Source organism: Paenibacillus abyssi (genome assembly GCF_014640295.1).
GTDB classification, from domain to species: Bacteria; Bacillota; Bacilli; order Paenibacillales; family Paenibacillaceae; genus Paenibacillus_D; species Paenibacillus_D abyssi.
Genome location: NZ_BMGR01000011.1, coordinates 175,684 through 194,468, shown reverse-complemented (window position 1 = coordinate 194,468; position 18,785 = coordinate 175,684). Strand labels below are relative to the sequence as shown.

Below are 18,785 nucleotides of genomic sequence, written 5' to 3'. Positions count from 1 at the left end.
AGCCCCTATCTGAAAGCTATTTGTATATTATAGCAACTTTCGGACTACTTTCTCACAATAGCAACAATTTTCTAGAAAACCACCTTATATTTTTGTTTAAATCATCAGAAGCTCGCGAATTTCGTCCTCGGACAAGGCCGACAAACCGTCTTGGCCCGGCCCGATCACTTCATCAATCAAGTCCATTTTTCGCTGCTGGAGCTCATACATTTTGTCCTCGACAGTGCCCTGGCTAACTAAACGGATGACTTGAACTATGTTCTTTTGCCCAATCCGATGGGCTCGGTCCGCTGCCTGTTGCTCCACTGCTGGATTCCACCAAAGATCGTACAAGATCACGGTGTCCGCCCCGGTCAGGTTCAGCCCGGTGCCCCCGGCCTTTAATGATAGAAGAAATAAATCCCTCTCACCTTCGTTAAATCTGTTACACAACTCAACCCGTTCGGGAGCAGGAGTTTGCCCATCCAAGTAGAAATACGGCACACCCAGATAACCAAGTTCGCGGCCGATAAGGCCAAGCATTTCAGTGAATTGCGAGAAGACGAGTGCCCGTTTCCCCGTACTTCGGCACTCCGCCAGCATCTCCATCAGCTGATTGAATTTGGCCGAGCTTCCAGCATAGTCTTTCATGAACAAGGCCGGGTGGCAGCACAACTGGCGCAGTCGGGTTATACCGGCCAATATTTTAATTCGGTTCTTGTTAAAGCCCTCCGTGTTCAAATGTTTCAATGTATCTTGCTGCAGTTTAGCCAAATAGGCCACATACAGCTTCTTCTGGTCTGGCAGCAGCCGGGAAGTTTGCAACGATTCAATCTTCTCCGGCAGCTCCTTTAATACATCGGTTTTGAGTCGGCGAAGCAGAAATGGACGGATTCGTCTGGCTACCGCTTCCCTGGATAATTCGCCAAAAGCTTTTCTGTCCGGAAAGAGTTTAGGCAGCACGACATCGAAAATAGACCACAGTTCCTCAAGAGAGTTTTCCACTGGCGTTCCTGTGAGGGCAAATCGGTGCCGGGCTCTCAATGCCTTTACCGCTTGTGCCGTTTGCGTGTAATGGTTCTTGAATGCCTGGGCCTCATCCAGGATGAGTGTATGTAAGGAAAAACCGGCATAATGTGCAAAATCTCTCCGCAATAGTGGGTATGAGGTGATGATCACGTCTGCCTGAGATACATCACGCAGAGCACTGCCTCGCTCCTTCCTACTGCCATCGGCTATCATAACCCGAATTTCCGGTGCGAATCTCTTAATTTCATTGTGCCAGTTATACATGAGAGAGGAAGGCGAGACGATCATGGACGGCATTCCAGTATCTCGAATTTCAGGCAGCACAGAAACCAGAAAAGCAATGCTTTGGATCGTCTTGCCTAGACCCATCTCATCTGCCAAAATGCCGCCAAATCGGTAGTGGGCAAGCGTCTTCAGCCACTGGAAACCGTACTTCTGATAATCCCGGAGAGTTCGGTCGAGATCATCAGGGATCGGGAATTCCAGGTGATCCGGATTCCGCATGTTTTCTAAGAGTCGGCGGAATGACTTGCCTAAACTGACGGTGTTGCCCGTTTGAATGGTATCTATCAACTGGAGTCCGTAAACCACCGGAAGACGATATTCCGTCCCTTTTACATCACTTTTGTGTATACCCATATCGTTTAGAAAGCCAATAATTTCCTGAAAATCGGAACTTTCCAGTGGTAATAATGCACCGTTTGCCAGCCGGTGATATTTACGTTTCTCTTCGAGTGATTTAATGAGATAACGTATCTCTGATTCGGGTATCCCTTCCATCTCAAACTGAAATTCCAACCAATCGGTTCGTTCATCTACTTCAACCTTTACCTTCGGGTAGACATGTCCAATGTGCAGCTTGGATTTCACAGCTGATGTGGCATATACCTGCACAAGCTTCTCCAGCTGTGGAACTACATGATACAGAAAATAGTATTCCTCATCTTCGCCAGACATGGAATACCCGCCTTCCGTCTTCACGAAGCCGCTTTGCTCTATTAGTTCCAGAATTTGACGCTCCTGATCCCCATCCCGCAAGAGTAAGCGGTCCTCATCCTGTCTTTGTCCACTTGCTTCTAATGGATTGATGACAATGTCGCCGTATTGGAACTCCAATCCGGCAAGCAGCCGATCCTTCACGCGGTCCAAGAATAGACTGGCCTTTAATGGTGCTTGCACCATTCGATCTGAAACGGCTTGAGCGATGCGGACTCTGCCCAGATTCATCAGGCCGGGGATTACCTTTGCGATAAAAGATTCTGCTTGCTCCGGCATGACGTGTACTTGGTGTTTGTGAGACCCTTCGAATATTTGCTTTAATTCCAACAGGCGCTTGTACTGATCCTTTGTTGGTTTCAGCAGCTTCCCTTCAGTGATGACAACACCGTATGACTCCATAATCGTAATTTTATCCAGGCCTGCTACGTCCAATTGATAGCCTTCTGCCTTACCCTGTGATTGGCCGAAAGCAAAGACGAGCGGGATAGGCTCGTCCGATAAAGTGATCCCATGAAATGTGCTTTCTCTGTACACAAGTTTTACCGATGGAGCGTTAGTCAGCAAAGATAGAAGGTCTTCCCATGAAGCAGGGGGAATCAGAAGCAACCGGTCGGAATTGTGGCTTTCTACATCATTGTAAAAGGGTTCGTTGTCAGCAATATGGATTAATAATTGAATGATCGCATCATTTTCTTTTTGAAAGCTGTGGAGCTCCGGGTCGTAAGTGAAATGCTTGGAGATCATACAAGCTTCTCTCTTATCGATTCGACTGAGAAACTCCCTTATATTCTGAACGATATATAATCGTTTAGCTCCAATCTTTATCTCAATTCCGAACATGTACTTCTTATTATGGCAGTGATAGGGTTTGCAGATGAATTCCACATCTAGGATCTCCCTTGAGTCGAAGAAAGGCCTGACACTGGTAGGGCGCAGTGGTTTGTCGTCAAATAGCTTCAGTATTCTGCTTGTCAGTCCCATCTCTTCCGGTAACCAGGAAGTTCCGGAATTGGAACCCCTCGGTGATCCATCAATAAACCATGAATCTTTGATGTTGAAAAGAACAGCGGCGATATGTTTACAGTATTGGTCATCAGGATGAAACACGGGACAGGAACAAATGGCAGCAAGTTCCTCCCGCGAGTAATCGACGGAAACTTGAATGTTTGTTTTTTCTCCATCGATCGTCGCTTCGAATAGCGATATTTCGGGTTCTTCCCTCGTAAATGTAACTTTACCAGCACGGTAGATGGCTTCGCCATCCTCATAAGAGAATCTGCCGCACAACAATCTAACAACCTGATCATTCAACTGAAAGCTCATTACTTCCTCCCTTCCTTTACCTTAACGGCCTACAATAATGGAGAAAATAGGCGTGCTGCTTGCTCGAGTATGCGCTGTGAACGGGAGCGTTGCAGTAATTCTTCCATGCGTAAAGGTGTGGAATGAGTGAGATCACGCTCGAACTGCACTGTGAGTTCCTGCGCCACGCCTGCACTGTACAAGAGTTGGCACACCTCGTAATTCAGGCGGTAACTTCTTATATCGTAGTTTGCGGAACCCACCTCGGAAATTTCCGAATCGATAACCATTATTTTCGCATGCAGCATACCTTTGTCGTACATGTAGATATGAACCCCGGCTTCCAGCAATTCTCCGTAATAGGTGCGGCTTGCAGGGCCGACGATTTTGGGAATTACATGGCGAGGAACGAGCAATCTTACGATCACACCGCGTGCCACAGCTGTCTTTATTGCCATGATGATATCTGCATCCGGGACAAAGTAAGGGGTTGTTATGTCAATGGTCCGGTTCGCTTGTGTCAGGCAAATGAAGTAGGTCTCCCGGATAACTTGAGTAGGAATGCCTGGATTACCTTCGAACGTCTGAATGTACGCTTTGTGCAGCGTCTTTGTATTCGGCGCGCTGTTAACGTCATTGTAATCTTTTGTGCCGAGCTCCTCTCCCCATTCTGTCGATAATCCGGGTAGAGTAACTGCGCTGTTTTGTGACATATGCCTTGTATCCTGTAGTGATTTTCGTGTATCTTCACTTATTGTGCTCCTGCGTACCCTTGTCTTCGCCCTCTCGGGTGAAGACATTTTCCAATGGATATCGAAAACAGCCTGCAAATCGATTGCGGCTTCACCTGCAATTCGCATATGGGTATCGCGCCAAAAACCTATGTCCGACAATCCGGTATACTCATCCCCGACATTAATACCGCCTGTAAAAGCCTCCGTTCCGTCAACCACAACGATCTTACAATGATCACGGTAAGTTAAAGTGGACAGAATCCATGGGAAGCGCAACGGAAATATCGTTCGGCATTCAATTCCGGCATCAGTCATCCGGGTAATTTGTGATCGAGGAAATTTTCGGCTGCCCCAACCGTCTCTCAAAAAGCGGATTCGTACACCGGCATCGGCCCGTTCAATCAGCAAATCTGTAATGCGCCTTCCAATTTGGTCATCTCTGTATATGTAGTATTCAAGATCAATTGTTTTTTGTGCGTTCTCTAAGGATACAATAAGTTTCTTGTAAGTTTCAATTCCGTTCGTAAGCATTTGGACATTTCCGATCCGAAGCCCCTGCACGGTCAAATGCCGTAAAGATTGAGCAATAACCGATGCTGAACGGCTGAATGAATCAGGCAGCGTATCTGAATCATTTTTCGGAGAAGCCAGCCTTTCTTGACGAATGCGCACGGGATTCGAAGTTATGAGATATAATCCGAAACCAATAATAGGAAAAATGATCCCTATGGCCAGCCAATTTAAAGCCTTTGCCGGACGCCGCACCTCACGAAGCGCTACGATCAGCATGAAGATTGTATTCAGTATGTAGAGCCCAAGAATCCACTTCATAATGCACACCTCCTTTAGTGATACTAAATAAGATGTGCGTTCTGTTACGGGCTTATCCGCTTGGAATTAACGATTAGACCTATTTTTCAGCTGCTTCAACCGTATGTTTTAGCAATGTAGCAATGGTCACTGGACATACCCCTGCTGGCACCGGTGTAATAGAGGAAGCATTAATGCAGCAAGCTTCAAAATCGACCTCCCCAATATTGCCCTCATTGTAACCGGCTTCTAATATAACGGTACCAGGTTTAATCCAATCAGTAAAAACATAAAGAGGCAAGGGGAAATCCCCTTACCTCTGCCCAGGCGTACGGCTAATTATCTATGTGTTTTTTTCAACAACTTCACTGGTGAAATCAGCGTCCATCTTGATACGGTCAAGGCTGGGATCTACAAAATGAATGTTCCACGTCAAATGCACTCTGACCCCCTACTGTAACGAAAAAGACATGGTCTAGTTTTTCAATTCCCGGATGGGAGAACCGCCAAGGAAAGCTGCAATGTCTTCCACGATGCCCCGGTAAAAAGCCCGATAGCTCGCCTCCGTCACATAGCCGATGTGCGGTGTGGCGAGTACGCTCGGCAGCGTGCGAAAGCTGTCCTGCTCGGGCAAAGGTTCGCGTTCGAATACGTCGAGACCTGCTCCCGCGATCCGGCCGCTGCGGAGCGCTTCAAGCAATGCCGATTGGTCTACGATGGGAGCGCGCGAGGTATTGATCAAAAAGGCGGTTGGCTTCATGAGAGCCAATTCCGCTTCTCCGAGGAGGCCGCGCGTTCGATCGCTTAGTACCAGGTGGACCGAGACGAAGTCACTTTCAGCCAGCAGTTCTTCTTTTGATGCTGCAAGCCGCACCCCCAGTGAGCATGCTCTGTCTTCCTTCAAATTCTGACTCCATGCCATCACTTCCATATCGAAGGCTTGCCCGATCCGGGCGATCCGACTTCCGATTCGTCCCAAGCCCAGCAATCCCAGCTTTTTACCGTACAGATCTACTCCGATACTGCTTTGCCAAGGTCCGCCCGTGCGCAGTGCGGCATTTTCAGCTGTCAGATTCCTTGCCAACCCGAGAATAAGGGCCCATGTCAATTCCGCAGTCCCTTCTCCGGCGCCTTCCGTACCGCAGACGACGACACCATATCTGGCTGCCGCGGCCAAATCGATGGAAGCATTTCGCATCCCGGTTGTGATTAAAAGCTTAAGCTTCGGCAGACGAGCAAACATAGACGCGGGGAATGGCGTTCGCTCACGCATGATAACGATGATGTCGCAATCACCGACGGCCGAGGCTGCTTCTTCCTCCGTCTCGAAATGTCTGTTAAACACGGTCACATCCACCCGATCGGTCACTGTAGACCAATCAGCCATGGAAAGAGCAACATTCTGATAATCGTCGAGTACCGCACATTTATAAGTCATCAGATCCGGATCTCCTTGTTCTTATTAAGTCAATAAAATCATTTTGATAATAATTATAAGTATTCAATAAGCAAATTGTGATATCCTTTTTTGAATAACTATCCATGCATAGCTGCTTGACGTTTATATTGATCCTCTAAGACAATACAGGCCATGGCTTCCACGACGGGCACAATTCTCGGGCAAATACACGGATCATGTCGGCCCTTAGTCACGATAACTCGTTCATTTCCTGTTGTATCCATCGTTTTTTGGGGAACGGAAATCGAGGAGGTAGGTTTTACAACGACTCTAAATACAATCTCTTCTCCCGTGCTAATCCCTCCCACAATGCCTCCTGCATGATTGCTCAAAAACCCATGATTCCCCATCTGATCATTATGCTCACTACCCAGCATTTCGGAGGCGGCAAAGCCTGCACCAAACTCAATTCCTTTTATCGCCCCAATGGATAGCATTGCCTTAGCCAACTCAGCATCCAGCTTATCAAATACAGGCTCTCCAAGACCTGGACTTACCCCTCTTATTCTGCACTCCACGATGCCCCCGACGCTATCGCCAATGGATGCCAAATGCTCTATTTTCTCAATCATCGCAGCGGCCGCATTCGGATCGCAGGCCCGTACGGCATTTTTCTCAATTGTGGATTCATCCAATGTTGTGCACTTGATGCCGCCAATCTCGGTTGTATAGGCGACCACACTAACGCCTCTATTGTCCAGCAATTTTCGTGCGACTGCCCCAGCTGCCACTCTGCCTGCCGTTTCTCTTCCTGAGGCCCTGCCGCTGCCTCGATGATCGCGAATGCCGTATTTCTGTAAGTACGTAAAGTCAGCATGTCCTGGCCTGAATGCAGATTTAATGTCATCATACGCTTCGGGTCTCATGTCTTTGTTGTGCAGCATAATGAACAGCGGCGTTCCGGTTGTCCTTCCTTCAAATATACCGGATAAAATCTGGATGACATCATACTCTTTCCTGGGAGAGGTTACGGATGATTGTCCGGGTTTTCTCCGGTCCATCTGTACTTGAATATACTGCTCGTCAATGTCAATCCCTGGAGTAACCCCATCCACAATGACACCCACTGCCTCACCATGCGATTCCCCAAAAGTGGTTATTTTAAATACGTCCCCAAAAGAATTTCCTGCCATAATTGATGCCCTCCTGTTAAGTTGTTTTGCGTATACACTGTATTTCAATTATAATTTTGAAAGTGCGATAAATGAAATCAGAATAATAGCAGACTTCCATAGAGAGGATCTATATCATTATGATGAATATGGAATGGTATCGTATATTTCTTCATACCGCTAAATTAGGAAATCTAACGAAAGCTGCGCATGAGCTTCATATTACACAGCCTTCAGTAAGCTATGCCATCAAACAGTTAGAAGCGGAACTTGGGGTGAAGCTGTTTGACCGGATGTCCAAAGGAGTTGCCTTGACGACCGAGGGTTCGGCGCTGCTTGAATATGTGGAGAAATCCTTCTCCTTCATTGATGCGGGCGAGAACAAAATTCGTTCATTAAGGGAACTGACAGCCGGGGAGCTGCGAATCGGAGCAAACGGGCCGGTTATTAAACATCTCTTATTGCCGGTCTTGGATCAATTCCATGCGGAACACCCGGATGTCCGGATCCGTCTTACCCAAGGAAAAACCTCTGACATTAGAAACCGATTAAAAGAAGGCCGGATTGATCTTGGACTTGTTCATCTTCCGCTGCTTGATGACGACCTCAATGTTGATCACCTGCTTGCGATTCAAGATTGTTTTGTCGTCGGTCAAGCTTATCGTTCGTTAACAAAGCAATCAATCTCTACTGAAGACATGATAAAGATACCGCTCCTGCTGTTGTCTCAAGAGAGCAGCACGAGAGCGTTCGTTGAACAATGGTTATCCTCCCAGGGCTTGCATTCGGAAGTGGATATCGAACTAAGCAGCCTAGACATGTTAACGGAGTTTGCTCAGCGAGGCTATGGGGCGGCTTTTGTAACCCACTCTTTTGTACAAGATTTGCTCGAACAAGGAAAGCTCTTTGCATTGCAGACAAGAGAGCCGATTCCTACACGTTCCGTTGGAATCGCAACAAGGAGAGTAGGTTCTTTAACGCTTATTGCAAATCGGTTTAAGGAAATGCTGACTGCAGATCTCAATACTAACTTATAATAGACAAAGGAGCAGACCCGCGGCGTCTGCTCCGAGTTATAACATTTTTTGTTTAGCCGCAAACGAATTTCTATGATTACTTTTTTCATGATTTCTTTCTGATCCAGGAGCGGCTTGTGGAAAAAGCTATTCTCCTCGAACAGTACGAGTAACGTTTTCTTGGTTGCCGCGATGGCCAGATTCTCATCCTGCAGCACGTAAAATGCGATCTGATAACCGATTGTTTCGAGTTTTCTTAACGTTTCAATCTTTTTATATAATAACACTGATTCATGCATGTTTATTACCTCGCCTGTTCATTATAACGACGATACACAGAGATTTTATTTAATGTTATTAATATTTAATATTATTAATTAATTCATCTGTTCTTCCTTTTCCGATGCTGGACCCTCAAATCTCACTGCAAAATGTACGCCAGGTTCCCTTCAATTAACGCCGAGTTAACCGCATCAGCTCCAAGCTGCTCCAGACCTAATGAACGTATCCCCTCTTCTGTCTGGTTTGTAGCCAGATTATAACGTGATAACTTTATCGTCTCCGAATCTAGATTATTGTCAACAATTTCCATTAAGAAAGTAACAGATACAGTTCGGATAGGTGAGCAAAATAAAAAAATCCACGCTGAGCGCGGAAATAAAAATGTTTGTCGATTGCATCATCTTCACTGGTTCTAGTTACCGGTGCAGCGTATATTGATTCGGTCGGCTAATCTGCCGAATTTTTTCGTACTCATCCATCGTGAGCCGCTCTGAACCGAATGATGCAATGTTATGTAAGAGCTGATTCAAGGAACTCGCTCCTGGAATAGCTGCAGCAACTGCAGGATGATACAGCGGGTAGCGCAGTGCGAAATGAGCAATATCCCTGGTGCTGCCAGTCAGATTATGCAGTTGATCAAGCAGTGCCAGCAGTTCTTCCCTACTGTACTCCAAGTAGCCTTTTTCAGCTTTCATGCGTCCTTTATCTGTTAGGATACCGTTCGCTAATGGCCCTCGTTCGATCACACTGATCCCATGCTCTTGCAGCAGCGGCAGTATTTCCTCCTCAGGCCGTCTATCCAAAATACTATACTGGCTCATTACACTGACAATATTCGAACGCTTCACATATTCCCGAATGACATTGGGACGAATCGAGGAGATCCCGTAGTAACGAATCAAACCTTCTTCTTTAAGCTCTTCAAAAGCCTCAATCGTTTCGTCTATTGGATCATCCAAAGTGCCTCCGTGCAGCTGATACAAATCGATGTAATCCGTTTGCAGCCTTCTAAGGCTTTCCTTAACCGCCGTTTTAATGTATTGCTTTGATGGATCCCATGACCATCCTTCCACTCCTGCCTCTCTGCGGTTACCGACCTTTGTAGCCAAAATGACATCCGCACGCCGATTGTGAATGGCTTTACCTACAATCTCTTCATTTATACCGGCATCATACAAATCAGCTGTGTCCAAGAAATTGATACCTTGCTCCAAAGCTTCTTGGATGATCGGGATCGCTTTTGATTCATCTGTCCCTAAGGACATACACCCTAATCCCATTTCACTGATGTATAGTTCAGATAATCCCAAACGATTTTTGTTCAATGTTCTTCACCCTTCCTAAGCGCAGCCCATACTCTATGCACCATATTGAACATGTAATGCTCCATGAGATTATTCGTTCTCCTATAGCATTCACAGAGCCCCAGATGCGCCCCCGTCTATATTAATGGAGGTTCCTGTAACATAAGAAGCCGCTGAGGACACGAGAAATGTGATGACATTAGCTGCTTCATCCGTGTCCCCAATACGGCCTAAGGGAATCTGCTTGCCCATCTTGCTTGAGTATTGCTCCCATGTAAGTTCGGACGAGGTTTCTTGCCAGCCTCTTTCGATCTGATCACTCCGAATCAATCCGATGCAAACTGTATTTACGCGAATATTATCGGGACCCAGATCTTTACTCATTGCTTTGGTGAGAGCCATCCCTGCAGCTCTGCTGACTGTGGTGGGCAGTGATGAAGCAGATGGGGTTTTGGCACCGGATGCCGTAACATTCACGATCGCCCCGCCTCCGGCTTGACGCATATAAGGAACCGCATAACGGGAACAATGAATGGCACCGAATAATTTGAGATCCAGATCGTGCTGCCATGTCTCAGTCTCCACTTGTTCAAAAGGCTTAGCGGAGGAGGTGCCGGCATTATTGACTAGAATGTCTAGCCCGCCGTAAGTTTCAACCGTCTGCAATACGATTCGTTCACAGTTCTCTTCCTTCGAGACATCCGCCTTGATGCAAAGCACCTGTTTACCTGTCCGTTCTAATATTCGTCCAGCCGCTGCTGTAAGATCATCTTCATTTCTTGCACAGATTGCTACATTAGCTCCTTCGATAACTAATCGGAGAGCAGTTTCAAACCCGATCCCTTTGCTGGCTCCTGTAATTAAAGCAGTCTTTCCTTGTAAATTCAGATCCATGTTAACGCCTCCTGACTTCAATCACTATGAGAAAAACCACCCCATATAGGAGGAGGTTATCATTCATCATTTGTTAAAGCAACTCAAAAATGTATCGGAGGATCGTTCAGACAAAAAAAGCCTACCTAATCACTAAGGATTAGATAGGCTTTTTGTAGTTTATACTTTAAAACACCTTCGTCGTCCAAGATTCGCAGTTCCAAGTATCTGTAACGACGTCGCGATAAAATTCCGGTTCATGGGAAATCAGCAGAATGCTGCCTTTGTACGCCTTCAGGGCACGCTTAAGCTCATCCTTAGCATCTACATCCAAGTGGTTGGTCGGCTCATCAAGCACGAGCAGGTTCGTTTCGCGGTTGATCAGCTTGCACAGGCGTACCTTCGCCTTCTCGCCGCCGCTGAGTACAGCTATCTTACTCTCGATATGCTTGGTTGTGAGGCCGCACTTGGCCAGTGCGGCGCGCACTTCGAATTGCGAGTAAGAAGGGAATTCCTTCCATACTTCCTCGATGCATGTATTGTAATTCGCATCCTTCATTTCCTGTTCGAAATAGCCGATGTATTGGTTTTCTCCACGCTCAACGGTTCCGGACAGAGCTTGAATCTCGCCTAAAATACTCCGCAGCAGTGTCGTTTTACCGATCCCGTTCGCACCGACAAGCGCAATCTTCTGACCGCGTTCCATACGGAGATCGAGCGGTCTGGACAAGGGGCTGTCATAACCGATGACGAGATCTTTCGTCTCGAAAATAAGCTTACCGGAAGCTCTGGCATCTTTGAAGTTGAACTGTGGCTTCGGTTTTTCCTTGGCCAGCTCGATGACTTCCATCTTGTCGAGCTTCTTTTGTCTGGACATCGCCATGTTCCGCGTGGCAACACTGGCTTTATTGCGTGCTACGAAGTCTTTCAAATCGGCGATTTCCTGCTGCTGCCGCTTAAAGGCCGATTCAAGCTGCTGCTTTTTCATTTCATGGACCTGCAGGAAGTGATCGTAATCACCGACATAACGGGTTAATTCTTGATTCTCCATATGATAAATCAGGTTAATGACGCTGTTCAGGAAGGGTATGTCGTGTGAGATAAGAATGAATGCACTCTCGTACTCTTGCAGGTAACGCTTCAACCATTCAATATGCTGTTCATCGAGATAGTTCGTAGGCTCGTCGAGAAGCAGAATATCAGGCTTTTCAAGCAGCAGTTTTGCCAGCAATACCTTCGTCCGCTGTCCGCCGCTTAGGTCGTTGACGTCCTTATCCAGCCCAATATCGGTAAGTCCAAGACCGCGGGCGGTTTCTTCAATCTTGGCATCGATCATGTAAAAATCTTGATTCGTTAATGTATCCTGAATCGTCCCTACATCCTCGAGCAGCTGTTCAAGCTCCTCCGGAGATACATCGCCCATCTTGGCGTACATGTCGTTCATCTCTTGTTCCATATCGAACAGATACTGGAAAGCTCCCTTTAAAACATCGCGGATTGTCATGCCCTTGTTAAGCACTGCATGCTGATCGAGGTATCCGACACGCATACGTTTGGACCATTCGATCTTGCCATCATCCGGCTGGAGTTTGCCTGTAATAATGTTCATGAAAGTGGACTTGCCCTCGCCGTTAGCCCCGATGAGACCGATATGCTCGCCTTTGAGCAGGCGGAATGATACGTCGTTGAAGATCGCGCGATCTCCAAAACCATGACTAAGTCGTTCTACGTTTAATATGCTCATGAATGACACCTTTTCTTCTAAAATATTCTCGTACCATTATAAACGTAAGGAGAGAACAACTCAACATGGGATTCAGAGGTTCTCACGTCTTGCGCTTCTCTTATACATGCTTTTATGAATCACCATGCCCGGGCGATTTCAAAATAATGATCAAACGAGCCAAAAATGATACAATATCTCTGAACAACAGAAAGGCGGAGTATAGATGGAATATACATTCATTATCGAGCCGGGCATGTATAACACCTTTGAAAACGAAGCAGAGCAAATAGCAAAATGTAAAGAATGGGGCTTGCTATCTGAGAAAGCCAGCAAAACAAAAGAATTTTTCTACAAAGGATATGGCATGAATCTCTCCTGCAGTATTATCGGTTTTGCTGATAAAATAACTGCTGTCATTGAATTCGATAACAAACAACGTCATTGTATCCACCCCTCATTCCTGAAGGAGATGCAGGCATCGAATTACGGCCAGAAGCTATCGGCTGCAGCAAAGGAAACAGCAGATCCAGAAGAAGTAAAAGAAGAAGCGGTTAAGGTTGCAAGGCAAGAAGAAACCGAACCTATTGAGGAAACCAAGATCGAGGAGCCTAAAGTCGAAGCGGCTAAGGTTGAAGAACCAAAGGTTGAAACGTCCCCAAAGAACAAAACAAAAAAAGAAAAGGCACAAAAAGTTCAGCTTCCTGAAGACAAGGTTGAAATGACCGCTACCGTAAAGGAGTTTACAACGGTACCGAATCATTTCTCCGATAATGATGACGAAGTGGTCATCTATGAATTGGTTTCGATTACAGATCCTCTAACTGAAATCGGAACAGCCTGGTCGAGCCATAGCGCCACACTTAAGAAAATGGAACTGGAAATCGGGGACATGATCAGCTTTGTAGGGAAAATTGTAGCAAAAAAGCTCACTAAACATCCTGTCCCATACAAAATCAACAATCCTGCAAAAATCAAAAAGATGGATTCATAACTGTAAAGAAGAGGCTGTCCCAATAGGGATCTTCAATGAGATATTGAAGCTTGATAGGTACCTCTAAAACGGTAAAAATGGCGTCACAGGTCTCCTATCCGTGGCGCCATTTCTCGTCTTCGGTCAACTGCGGCCTTCTTCACTCTTCAAACGCTCTCTTGCCATTTGTTTATGGCGGAGATACTCCATGCTAGCCTTGATCTCCCGATTGCCTGCCGCTTTGGTGCAGCTAGGTTTCAGCGGGCATCCTTGGCAAACGCTGCTCCGGTAATGACGTTGGCGGATTTCATAACCGCGCTCGGTCCACTCTTGACTTACTCTTCGGAAGGTCAGTCGCTGACCCGCCGGGCAAACCCAGCTGTCTTCCTCAGCCATGTAGGTCCAGTTGTCGATCTTGCTAATAGCTGTCTTCCAAAGCGCGTGTGTGTTCCTTGGATCTTCATAGGTAGGCGATTGACGTCATCATTGATGACGCGGACGAGATGATTATCGGGGATATCTTCCTGCAATTCCATGGGCAAAGTAAGCTGGTCCATGGTATATTCGATGTACATAGGAAGCCTCTCCTTTGTTCATGTTTGGTTGTACTTACATGTTAACAAGGAAAGGCTTCTTTGGTTTGTTTGTAGGAAAGAAACGGTTACGCCTAAACGAAGCAGATCGAATGATTCTGGAGAAGCGTCAGCGGTCGCCTTTGTTCCCGGATTCCCACCTCGGCCTATTTATTCAAGGGAATCCGGGAACAACAGCGATCGGAAGAACATTCGACTGCGCAGTGATTGCGGTAAAACCAAAGCTTTTACCTCACCGGTCTACCCTCTCTTGAATCATTTTTTGCTTGGTGGAATAAAGTTTATCGCTCAAGCTTACGCGGTAGCGCGCCGGATTAATCGTGCGAAGGTATTCGCTCCAAAACTTTAGTTTCTCCTGTGCATGATACTGACGGCTGTCCGTTAACGATGGCAGCGTAATGAGTTGTTGACCACTCTTAAAAATAGGCTGAAGCATTGGCTGTACTTCATAGTGGTGCGGTTTCATGACTTTGGCAAACGTATGCTGCGGATCATAGAGAGTTAGGGGCTCAGACGGGTCAATGATTTCATCGTGAAGTGTTATATAATCGCCAGCATACTTACCCGTTTCCTTTTCGAATATGCGATAATAAGCTTTGTTGCCTGGGGTGGACACTTTCTCCGGCGTGCCAGATATTTTAATCGTTGGAATCCATACGCCGTCTTCTTCTTTTGCGACTAATTTATACACGCCGCCAAGTGATGGCTGATCATAAGCTGTGCTCAGCTTCGTACCGATCCCGAACTTGTCGTATTTAACGCCTTGATTTTTAAGGGATACGATTAATTGCTCATCCAGATCACCCGAAGCGATCATGCCCGAGTATCCAAGGCCTGCATCATCGAGCATCGCGCGCCCATTGAAATATTGATAAGCCAGATCCCCCGAGTCGATGCGCACATCTTTCATCCGATGCCCCAAGCCTTCAAGCTCTTTCGCTACAATGATGGCGTTCGGAATACCGCTCCGGAGCGTATCATAGGTATCGACAAGCGGTGTGAAGTTATCGCGATGTACTTGTGCATATTTACGGAATTGCTCCAGCTCGTCCCCATCTTGAACCCAGGCGTGGCTCATTGTGCCTTTTGTCGGGATTCCAAACCATTTTCCCGCGCGCATATTGCTTGTCGCATCAAACCCTGTGAGATAGGCCGCTCTTGCGCCCCATATGCTGGCATCAGCCTCATGAGCGCGGCGCAGCCCCATCTCCAGCAGCGTTTCGGTTTGTGCAACATGGCGAATACGGGCTGCTTTAGTCCCAATTAAGGTTTGAAAATTAATAAATCCTAATAGGGCGGCTTCGATGAGGTAGACCTGTAGCTTTGACCCTATGACTTTCATCAGCGGCACATTGGGAAAAACATAACTGCCTTCTTTCACCGCGTAAACATCCCCGGTAAACCGAAAAGCGCGAAGCACATCATAGAAACCCGCTTCGTATCCCTCCTCCTGTTCTTTTAAATACGCGATATCCTCTTCGGAAAACGTCAAGCTGCTTAGATACCGTACGACCCGCTCCAAACCAATAAAAACGCCGTACCCGTTTTGAAATGGATTATGGCGGTAATACAGGTCGAAGGCGCGTATTTGATCTCCTTCTCTCATTTTCCAGGCCGCATAGGCCATATTTATGGCATATTTGTCTGCATGCAGGCCGAAATCCTCGTATTCAGATACGTGAAACATGATGACAACTCCTCTGTTTAGTGGTTCGCTCGCCCTGATTATTCAATCACGGCAGTATGAAACGACATTCTCATCAGCTCAATCAGTAGATCTGCAGGAACATAACCATCTTTTAGCATGCCTGCAAGAGCGGGCACGTTATGAGTGAAAGTGGCAACACCGCGTTTATGTAATACCGTTCTAAAGCCGTGCGCATCCGCCCCGGCAATCGTGGCAAAATCGCAAATTTCCGTAACCACGCCTACGACATGAACTTCTTGGATGCCGCGCGCCATTAATTCTTCCGCCAGATCTGTTTTGAAAAAGGCGTTATAATTTATTTTTGGAATATAAAGTACATTGTCCTTGTGTTCATTTGCTACATACCATTCCTTCAGTCCGCCATATAATTGCTGCCCCCAAGTCCCGATGACGTTGTGTACAGGCCATAATTTAAAGTGATCGTCATTTTCCTGATGGGCGTCCATCGCGACAGCGACAACATCGTCATTAGCAAGAAAGGAATCGGCCAGATCAATAATATAAGGAACAAGCTCCTGAGCCGGTTTACCCGCGGTCAAGCCTCCGTCTTCATGCACGAAATCGTTGGACATATCCACGATAATTAATGCCTTATTCATTGTAACCCTCTCCTTTTTATTATAAAAGTATTTAAGCTTCGGTTGCGTTCCTACTGTCGAGTATTAACCATAGGAACGACATTATATCTCCTGATATTATATTTCGGGAAAAATAAACGGAAAAAGCTGCCGGCATCGAACGTCAGGCAGCCAAGTTAAAATGGATCCAGCTAACTATGGGGATAAATGTATGATTTATTTCACTCGAAATTCGCATTCAGCTTTCACATAGTTTACACCGTTTATTTTAACGGTTGCTTCGTTCTGGCTCTCGATCATACCACTGTCTTCGGTAAGCTTGCCTTCTATCCAGGCGGTGATTGTTGTCCTTTCATGAATAGCCGCTGCGATGTGGGCATCTGTTGAAAGAATAAAACCCGGTTTAAACATGGCAATCTCCCATTCATAACCATAGCCGTCGCTGCATTTGAAACACAAGTATTATCACTCTCCTAGTTTAAGTTACCTTACTTTCAATATTCGACACTAAGAATAGAAAAACCTTCACAGCAATCTGTCACGCGGGCTGACTGAGCGCCATCATTTTAACAAAACCCGCTTCGAAGTACAGATGAAATGTCAGATAATCGCCGGTTGCATAACTCCAGCATGTCTGTGTACGGTGATTCGGCATACCCAGCAGCTGTAATACCTCCTCCTCGCTGAGACCTACACCCACGCCATCGGTCGTTTTATAGTCACTGTTCAGAAAGACGATCAAACGGCTAAGCTGTATGATGCGGCCTTGCCCGTATTCCCGGACGCCGTCAACCCGCTCAATCACCGAATCATAATAAAGAGTCTCACTGTCGAATGCCATGCCTTTAAGTTCCATCTCCCAACTGTTATAATCTTTTCCGTCTATCTTCAGCTTCTCCCAATCAGGCAGCTTGCTCTCATCGGAGGAGCCGTCCTCAGCTGGCACGCGTGCTTGTTCCAATGTTTGATCCAACACAGCCAGTCTGCTATTAGGATCCATGAGCGACTTGATCAACAGCAAAGTTCGATCATCAGCGTAATACTGGCCCCCGCCCAGATCAAGTGCGTTATTATCAGGATTATAAGGTATTGCATACACATGGTTCTTCAAGTGGAAGCGCAGCTTCAGATCCGGCTCAGAACCAGCTGCTTCTTCCACGCGGGCCTTCGCAATATCCAGCCAATTCAAAGCTTGCGTAATCACATATTCACGCTCATCTGGAATGATGATCTCTTCGCCGATACGATTATTCCACAGCGAAATACTCTGCACTTCTTCGGTGTTAAATGGCAGATACTCCATTAGAAGTCCGTCCATCCTCTTCACATGCACACGGCCATCCGTTTGAGTTGGATCAGGCTTTTGCGTTTGGTTATCAGTCTCCGTTTGATCCGGATCAAACGGTTCTGGCTCAGCAGTATCTGGCCCAATCGTATCCGGCGGAACAGCATCCGGACCGGGCTTTCCAGCCGGCGGCGTGATAGAGCCCGGCTCGGTGGACCAGGTCGAACCGATATCTGACACCCATTTCCCAAGACGGTCATGCTCCAGGGAAATACCAAGCAGCAGAACGAGCAGTATAGATGCCGCGCACATGACGAATACACGGCGGATATGATTTGTCCTTGCTTTTCCGCGTTTTTCCCATTCCGCCCTTTTTTGTTCAATCCGGCGAATGCTGTCCACCGTAAATGTCTTTTCAACAAGTGGTTCGCCCTTCAATTTTTGGTACCAATCCGGCGTCTTGTCACTCATATGCGGCACTCTCCTTCCAGCTTATAGACATTTTGCGCCTGGCACGTGCCAGGCGGGATTTGACTGTACCCTCCGAAATGCGGAGAGCGTCCGCGATTTCTTTGGTCGTCATCTCGTATTTCACATGCAGCACCAGCACTTCCCGCAGTTTCAAGGGCAACCGTAGTACAGCCTCCCAAATTTCGTCCGACAAAGCGTGCGCCAGCACCACTTTCTCGGCTGACGGACTCGTTTCTCTAACGGATAATCGTTCGGTCAGCATCACTTTTCGGACGAATGCCGTGCGTAAATAATTAATGGAAATGTTCCGGGTAATCGATAACAGCCAGGTTCGAATACTGGATGCTCCCCGGAACGTACCGATCGCTTTATAGGCTCTCAGAAATACATCCTGTGTGATATCATCAGCAAGATGATGCCGTTTGGTCATTAAAAACGCCAAGTTCCATACATCCTGACCGTATGTCACCATGAGCTGCCGGAAACTTTCAGAATCCATGTGCTCAAGATATTTCCAATAGGCTTCTTCCACCGCGTTCACCTCCATAGATTAGA

15 protein-coding genes and 2 pseudogenes are annotated in these 18,785 nt (G+C 46.7%); 2 read left to right on the top strand and 15 right to left on the bottom strand.

Annotated elements, in window-relative coordinates; genetic code table 11:
* Window positions 1-96: 96 nt before the first annotated feature.
* The 5 genes and pseudogenes from IEW11_RS17260 to aroC all read right to left on the bottom strand — a co-directional run bounded on the left by IEW11_RS17260 (window position 97) and on the right by aroC (window position 7,445).
* The gene (locus IEW11_RS17260; protein WP_188532306.1) at window positions 97-3,330 is read right to left on the bottom strand and encodes a DEAD/DEAH box helicase; all 3,234 of its coding nucleotides are present in this window, start codon (window positions 3,328-3,330) and stop codon (window positions 97-99) included.
* Between the two features lie 29 nt (window positions 3,331-3,359).
* Window positions 3,360-4,874: a phospholipase D-like domain-containing protein gene (locus IEW11_RS17255; protein WP_188532305.1), complete on the bottom strand. Its 1,515-nt coding sequence runs from the start codon at window positions 4,872-4,874 to the stop codon at window positions 3,360-3,362.
* A 79-nt stretch (window positions 4,875-4,953) separates the two neighbouring features.
* Window positions 4,954-5,133: pseudogene (locus tag IEW11_RS17250) on the bottom strand (bifunctional 5,10-methylene-tetrahydrofolate dehydrogenase/5,10-methylene-tetrahydrofolate cyclohydrolase); the annotation flags it as partial.
* Window positions 5,134-5,328: 195 nt separating this feature from the next.
* A complete protein-coding gene (locus IEW11_RS17245; RefSeq protein ID WP_188532303.1) occupies window positions 5,329-6,291 on the bottom strand; it encodes a D-2-hydroxyacid dehydrogenase family protein in 963 nt (320 codons plus the stop codon).
* 98 nt (window positions 6,292-6,389) lie between these two features.
* Window positions 6,390-7,445 (bottom strand): chorismate synthase, encoded by a 1,056-nt coding sequence (gene aroC, locus IEW11_RS17240; RefSeq protein ID WP_188532302.1) that lies wholly within the window; start codon window positions 7,443-7,445, stop codon window positions 6,390-6,392.
* A 119-nt stretch (window positions 7,446-7,564) separates the two neighbouring features.
* Between aroC and IEW11_RS17235 the strand changes: the two genes are divergently transcribed.
* Complete coding sequence (locus IEW11_RS17235; protein ID WP_188532301.1) at window positions 7,565-8,461, top strand: LysR family transcriptional regulator; 897 nt, start codon at window positions 7,565-7,567, stop codon at window positions 8,459-8,461.
* A gap of 677 nt (window positions 8,462-9,138) precedes the next feature.
* Here the strand turns inward: IEW11_RS17235 and IEW11_RS17230 are convergent.
* From IEW11_RS17230 to IEW11_RS17220, 3 genes are all read right to left on the bottom strand, one after another.
* On the bottom strand, window positions 9,139-10,047 hold the full coding sequence (locus tag IEW11_RS17230; RefSeq protein ID WP_188532300.1) for an aldo/keto reductase: 909 nt from the start codon (window positions 10,045-10,047) through the stop codon (window positions 9,139-9,141).
* A 90-nt stretch (window positions 10,048-10,137) separates the two neighbouring features.
* Entirely contained in the window at window positions 10,138-10,920 is a 783-nt protein-coding gene (locus IEW11_RS17225) for an SDR family NAD(P)-dependent oxidoreductase (RefSeq protein WP_188532299.1), read from the bottom strand.
* A gap of 166 nt (window positions 10,921-11,086) precedes the next feature.
* Window positions 11,087-12,643 (bottom strand): ABC-F family ATP-binding cassette domain-containing protein, encoded by a 1,557-nt coding sequence (locus IEW11_RS17220; RefSeq protein WP_188532298.1) that lies wholly within the window; start codon window positions 12,641-12,643, stop codon window positions 11,087-11,089.
* Between the two features lie 205 nt (window positions 12,644-12,848).
* On the opposite strand from IEW11_RS17220, the gene IEW11_RS17215 reads away from it, so the two are divergent.
* Window positions 12,849-13,616: a hypothetical protein gene (locus tag IEW11_RS17215; protein WP_188532297.1), complete on the top strand. Its 768-nt coding sequence runs from the start codon at window positions 12,849-12,851 to the stop codon at window positions 13,614-13,616.
* A gap of 132 nt (window positions 13,617-13,748) precedes the next feature.
* Here the strand turns inward: IEW11_RS17215 and IEW11_RS17210 are convergent.
* From IEW11_RS17210 to IEW11_RS17180, 7 genes and pseudogenes are all read right to left on the bottom strand, one after another.
* Window positions 13,749-14,030 (bottom strand): annotated as a pseudogene (locus IEW11_RS17210) (transposase); the annotation flags it as partial.
* Window positions 13,946-14,170, bottom strand: a complete 225-nt coding sequence (locus IEW11_RS17205) for a hypothetical protein (RefSeq protein ID WP_188532341.1) — start codon at window positions 14,168-14,170, stop codon at window positions 13,946-13,948. The pseudogene IEW11_RS17210 and the gene IEW11_RS17205, both read right to left, overlap by 85 nt.
* 250 nt (window positions 14,171-14,420) lie before the next feature.
* Window positions 14,421-15,875 (bottom strand): nicotinate phosphoribosyltransferase, encoded by a 1,455-nt coding sequence (locus IEW11_RS17200; RefSeq protein ID WP_188532295.1) that lies wholly within the window; start codon window positions 15,873-15,875, stop codon window positions 14,421-14,423.
* Between the two features lie 38 nt (window positions 15,876-15,913).
* The gene (locus IEW11_RS17195) at window positions 15,914-16,495 is read right to left on the bottom strand and encodes a cysteine hydrolase family protein (RefSeq protein WP_188532294.1); all 582 of its coding nucleotides are present in this window, start codon (window positions 16,493-16,495) and stop codon (window positions 15,914-15,916) included.
* Window positions 16,496-16,690: 195 nt separating this feature from the next.
* Window positions 16,691-16,885 carry a hypothetical protein gene (locus tag IEW11_RS17190; protein ID WP_188532293.1) on the bottom strand — a complete coding sequence of 65 codons (195 nt, stop codon included), beginning with the start codon at window positions 16,883-16,885 and terminating at the stop codon, window positions 16,691-16,693.
* Window positions 16,886-17,012: 127 nt separating this feature from the next.
* Complete coding sequence (locus IEW11_RS17185; protein ID WP_188532292.1) at window positions 17,013-18,230, bottom strand: hypothetical protein; 1,218 nt, start codon at window positions 18,228-18,230, stop codon at window positions 17,013-17,015.
* A complete protein-coding gene (locus tag IEW11_RS17180) occupies window positions 18,223-18,762 on the bottom strand; it encodes an RNA polymerase sigma factor (protein ID WP_229725380.1) in 540 nt (179 codons plus the stop codon). Before IEW11_RS17180 ends, IEW11_RS17185 begins: the two co-directional genes overlap by 8 nt.
* Window positions 18,763-18,785 lie beyond the last annotated feature (23 nt).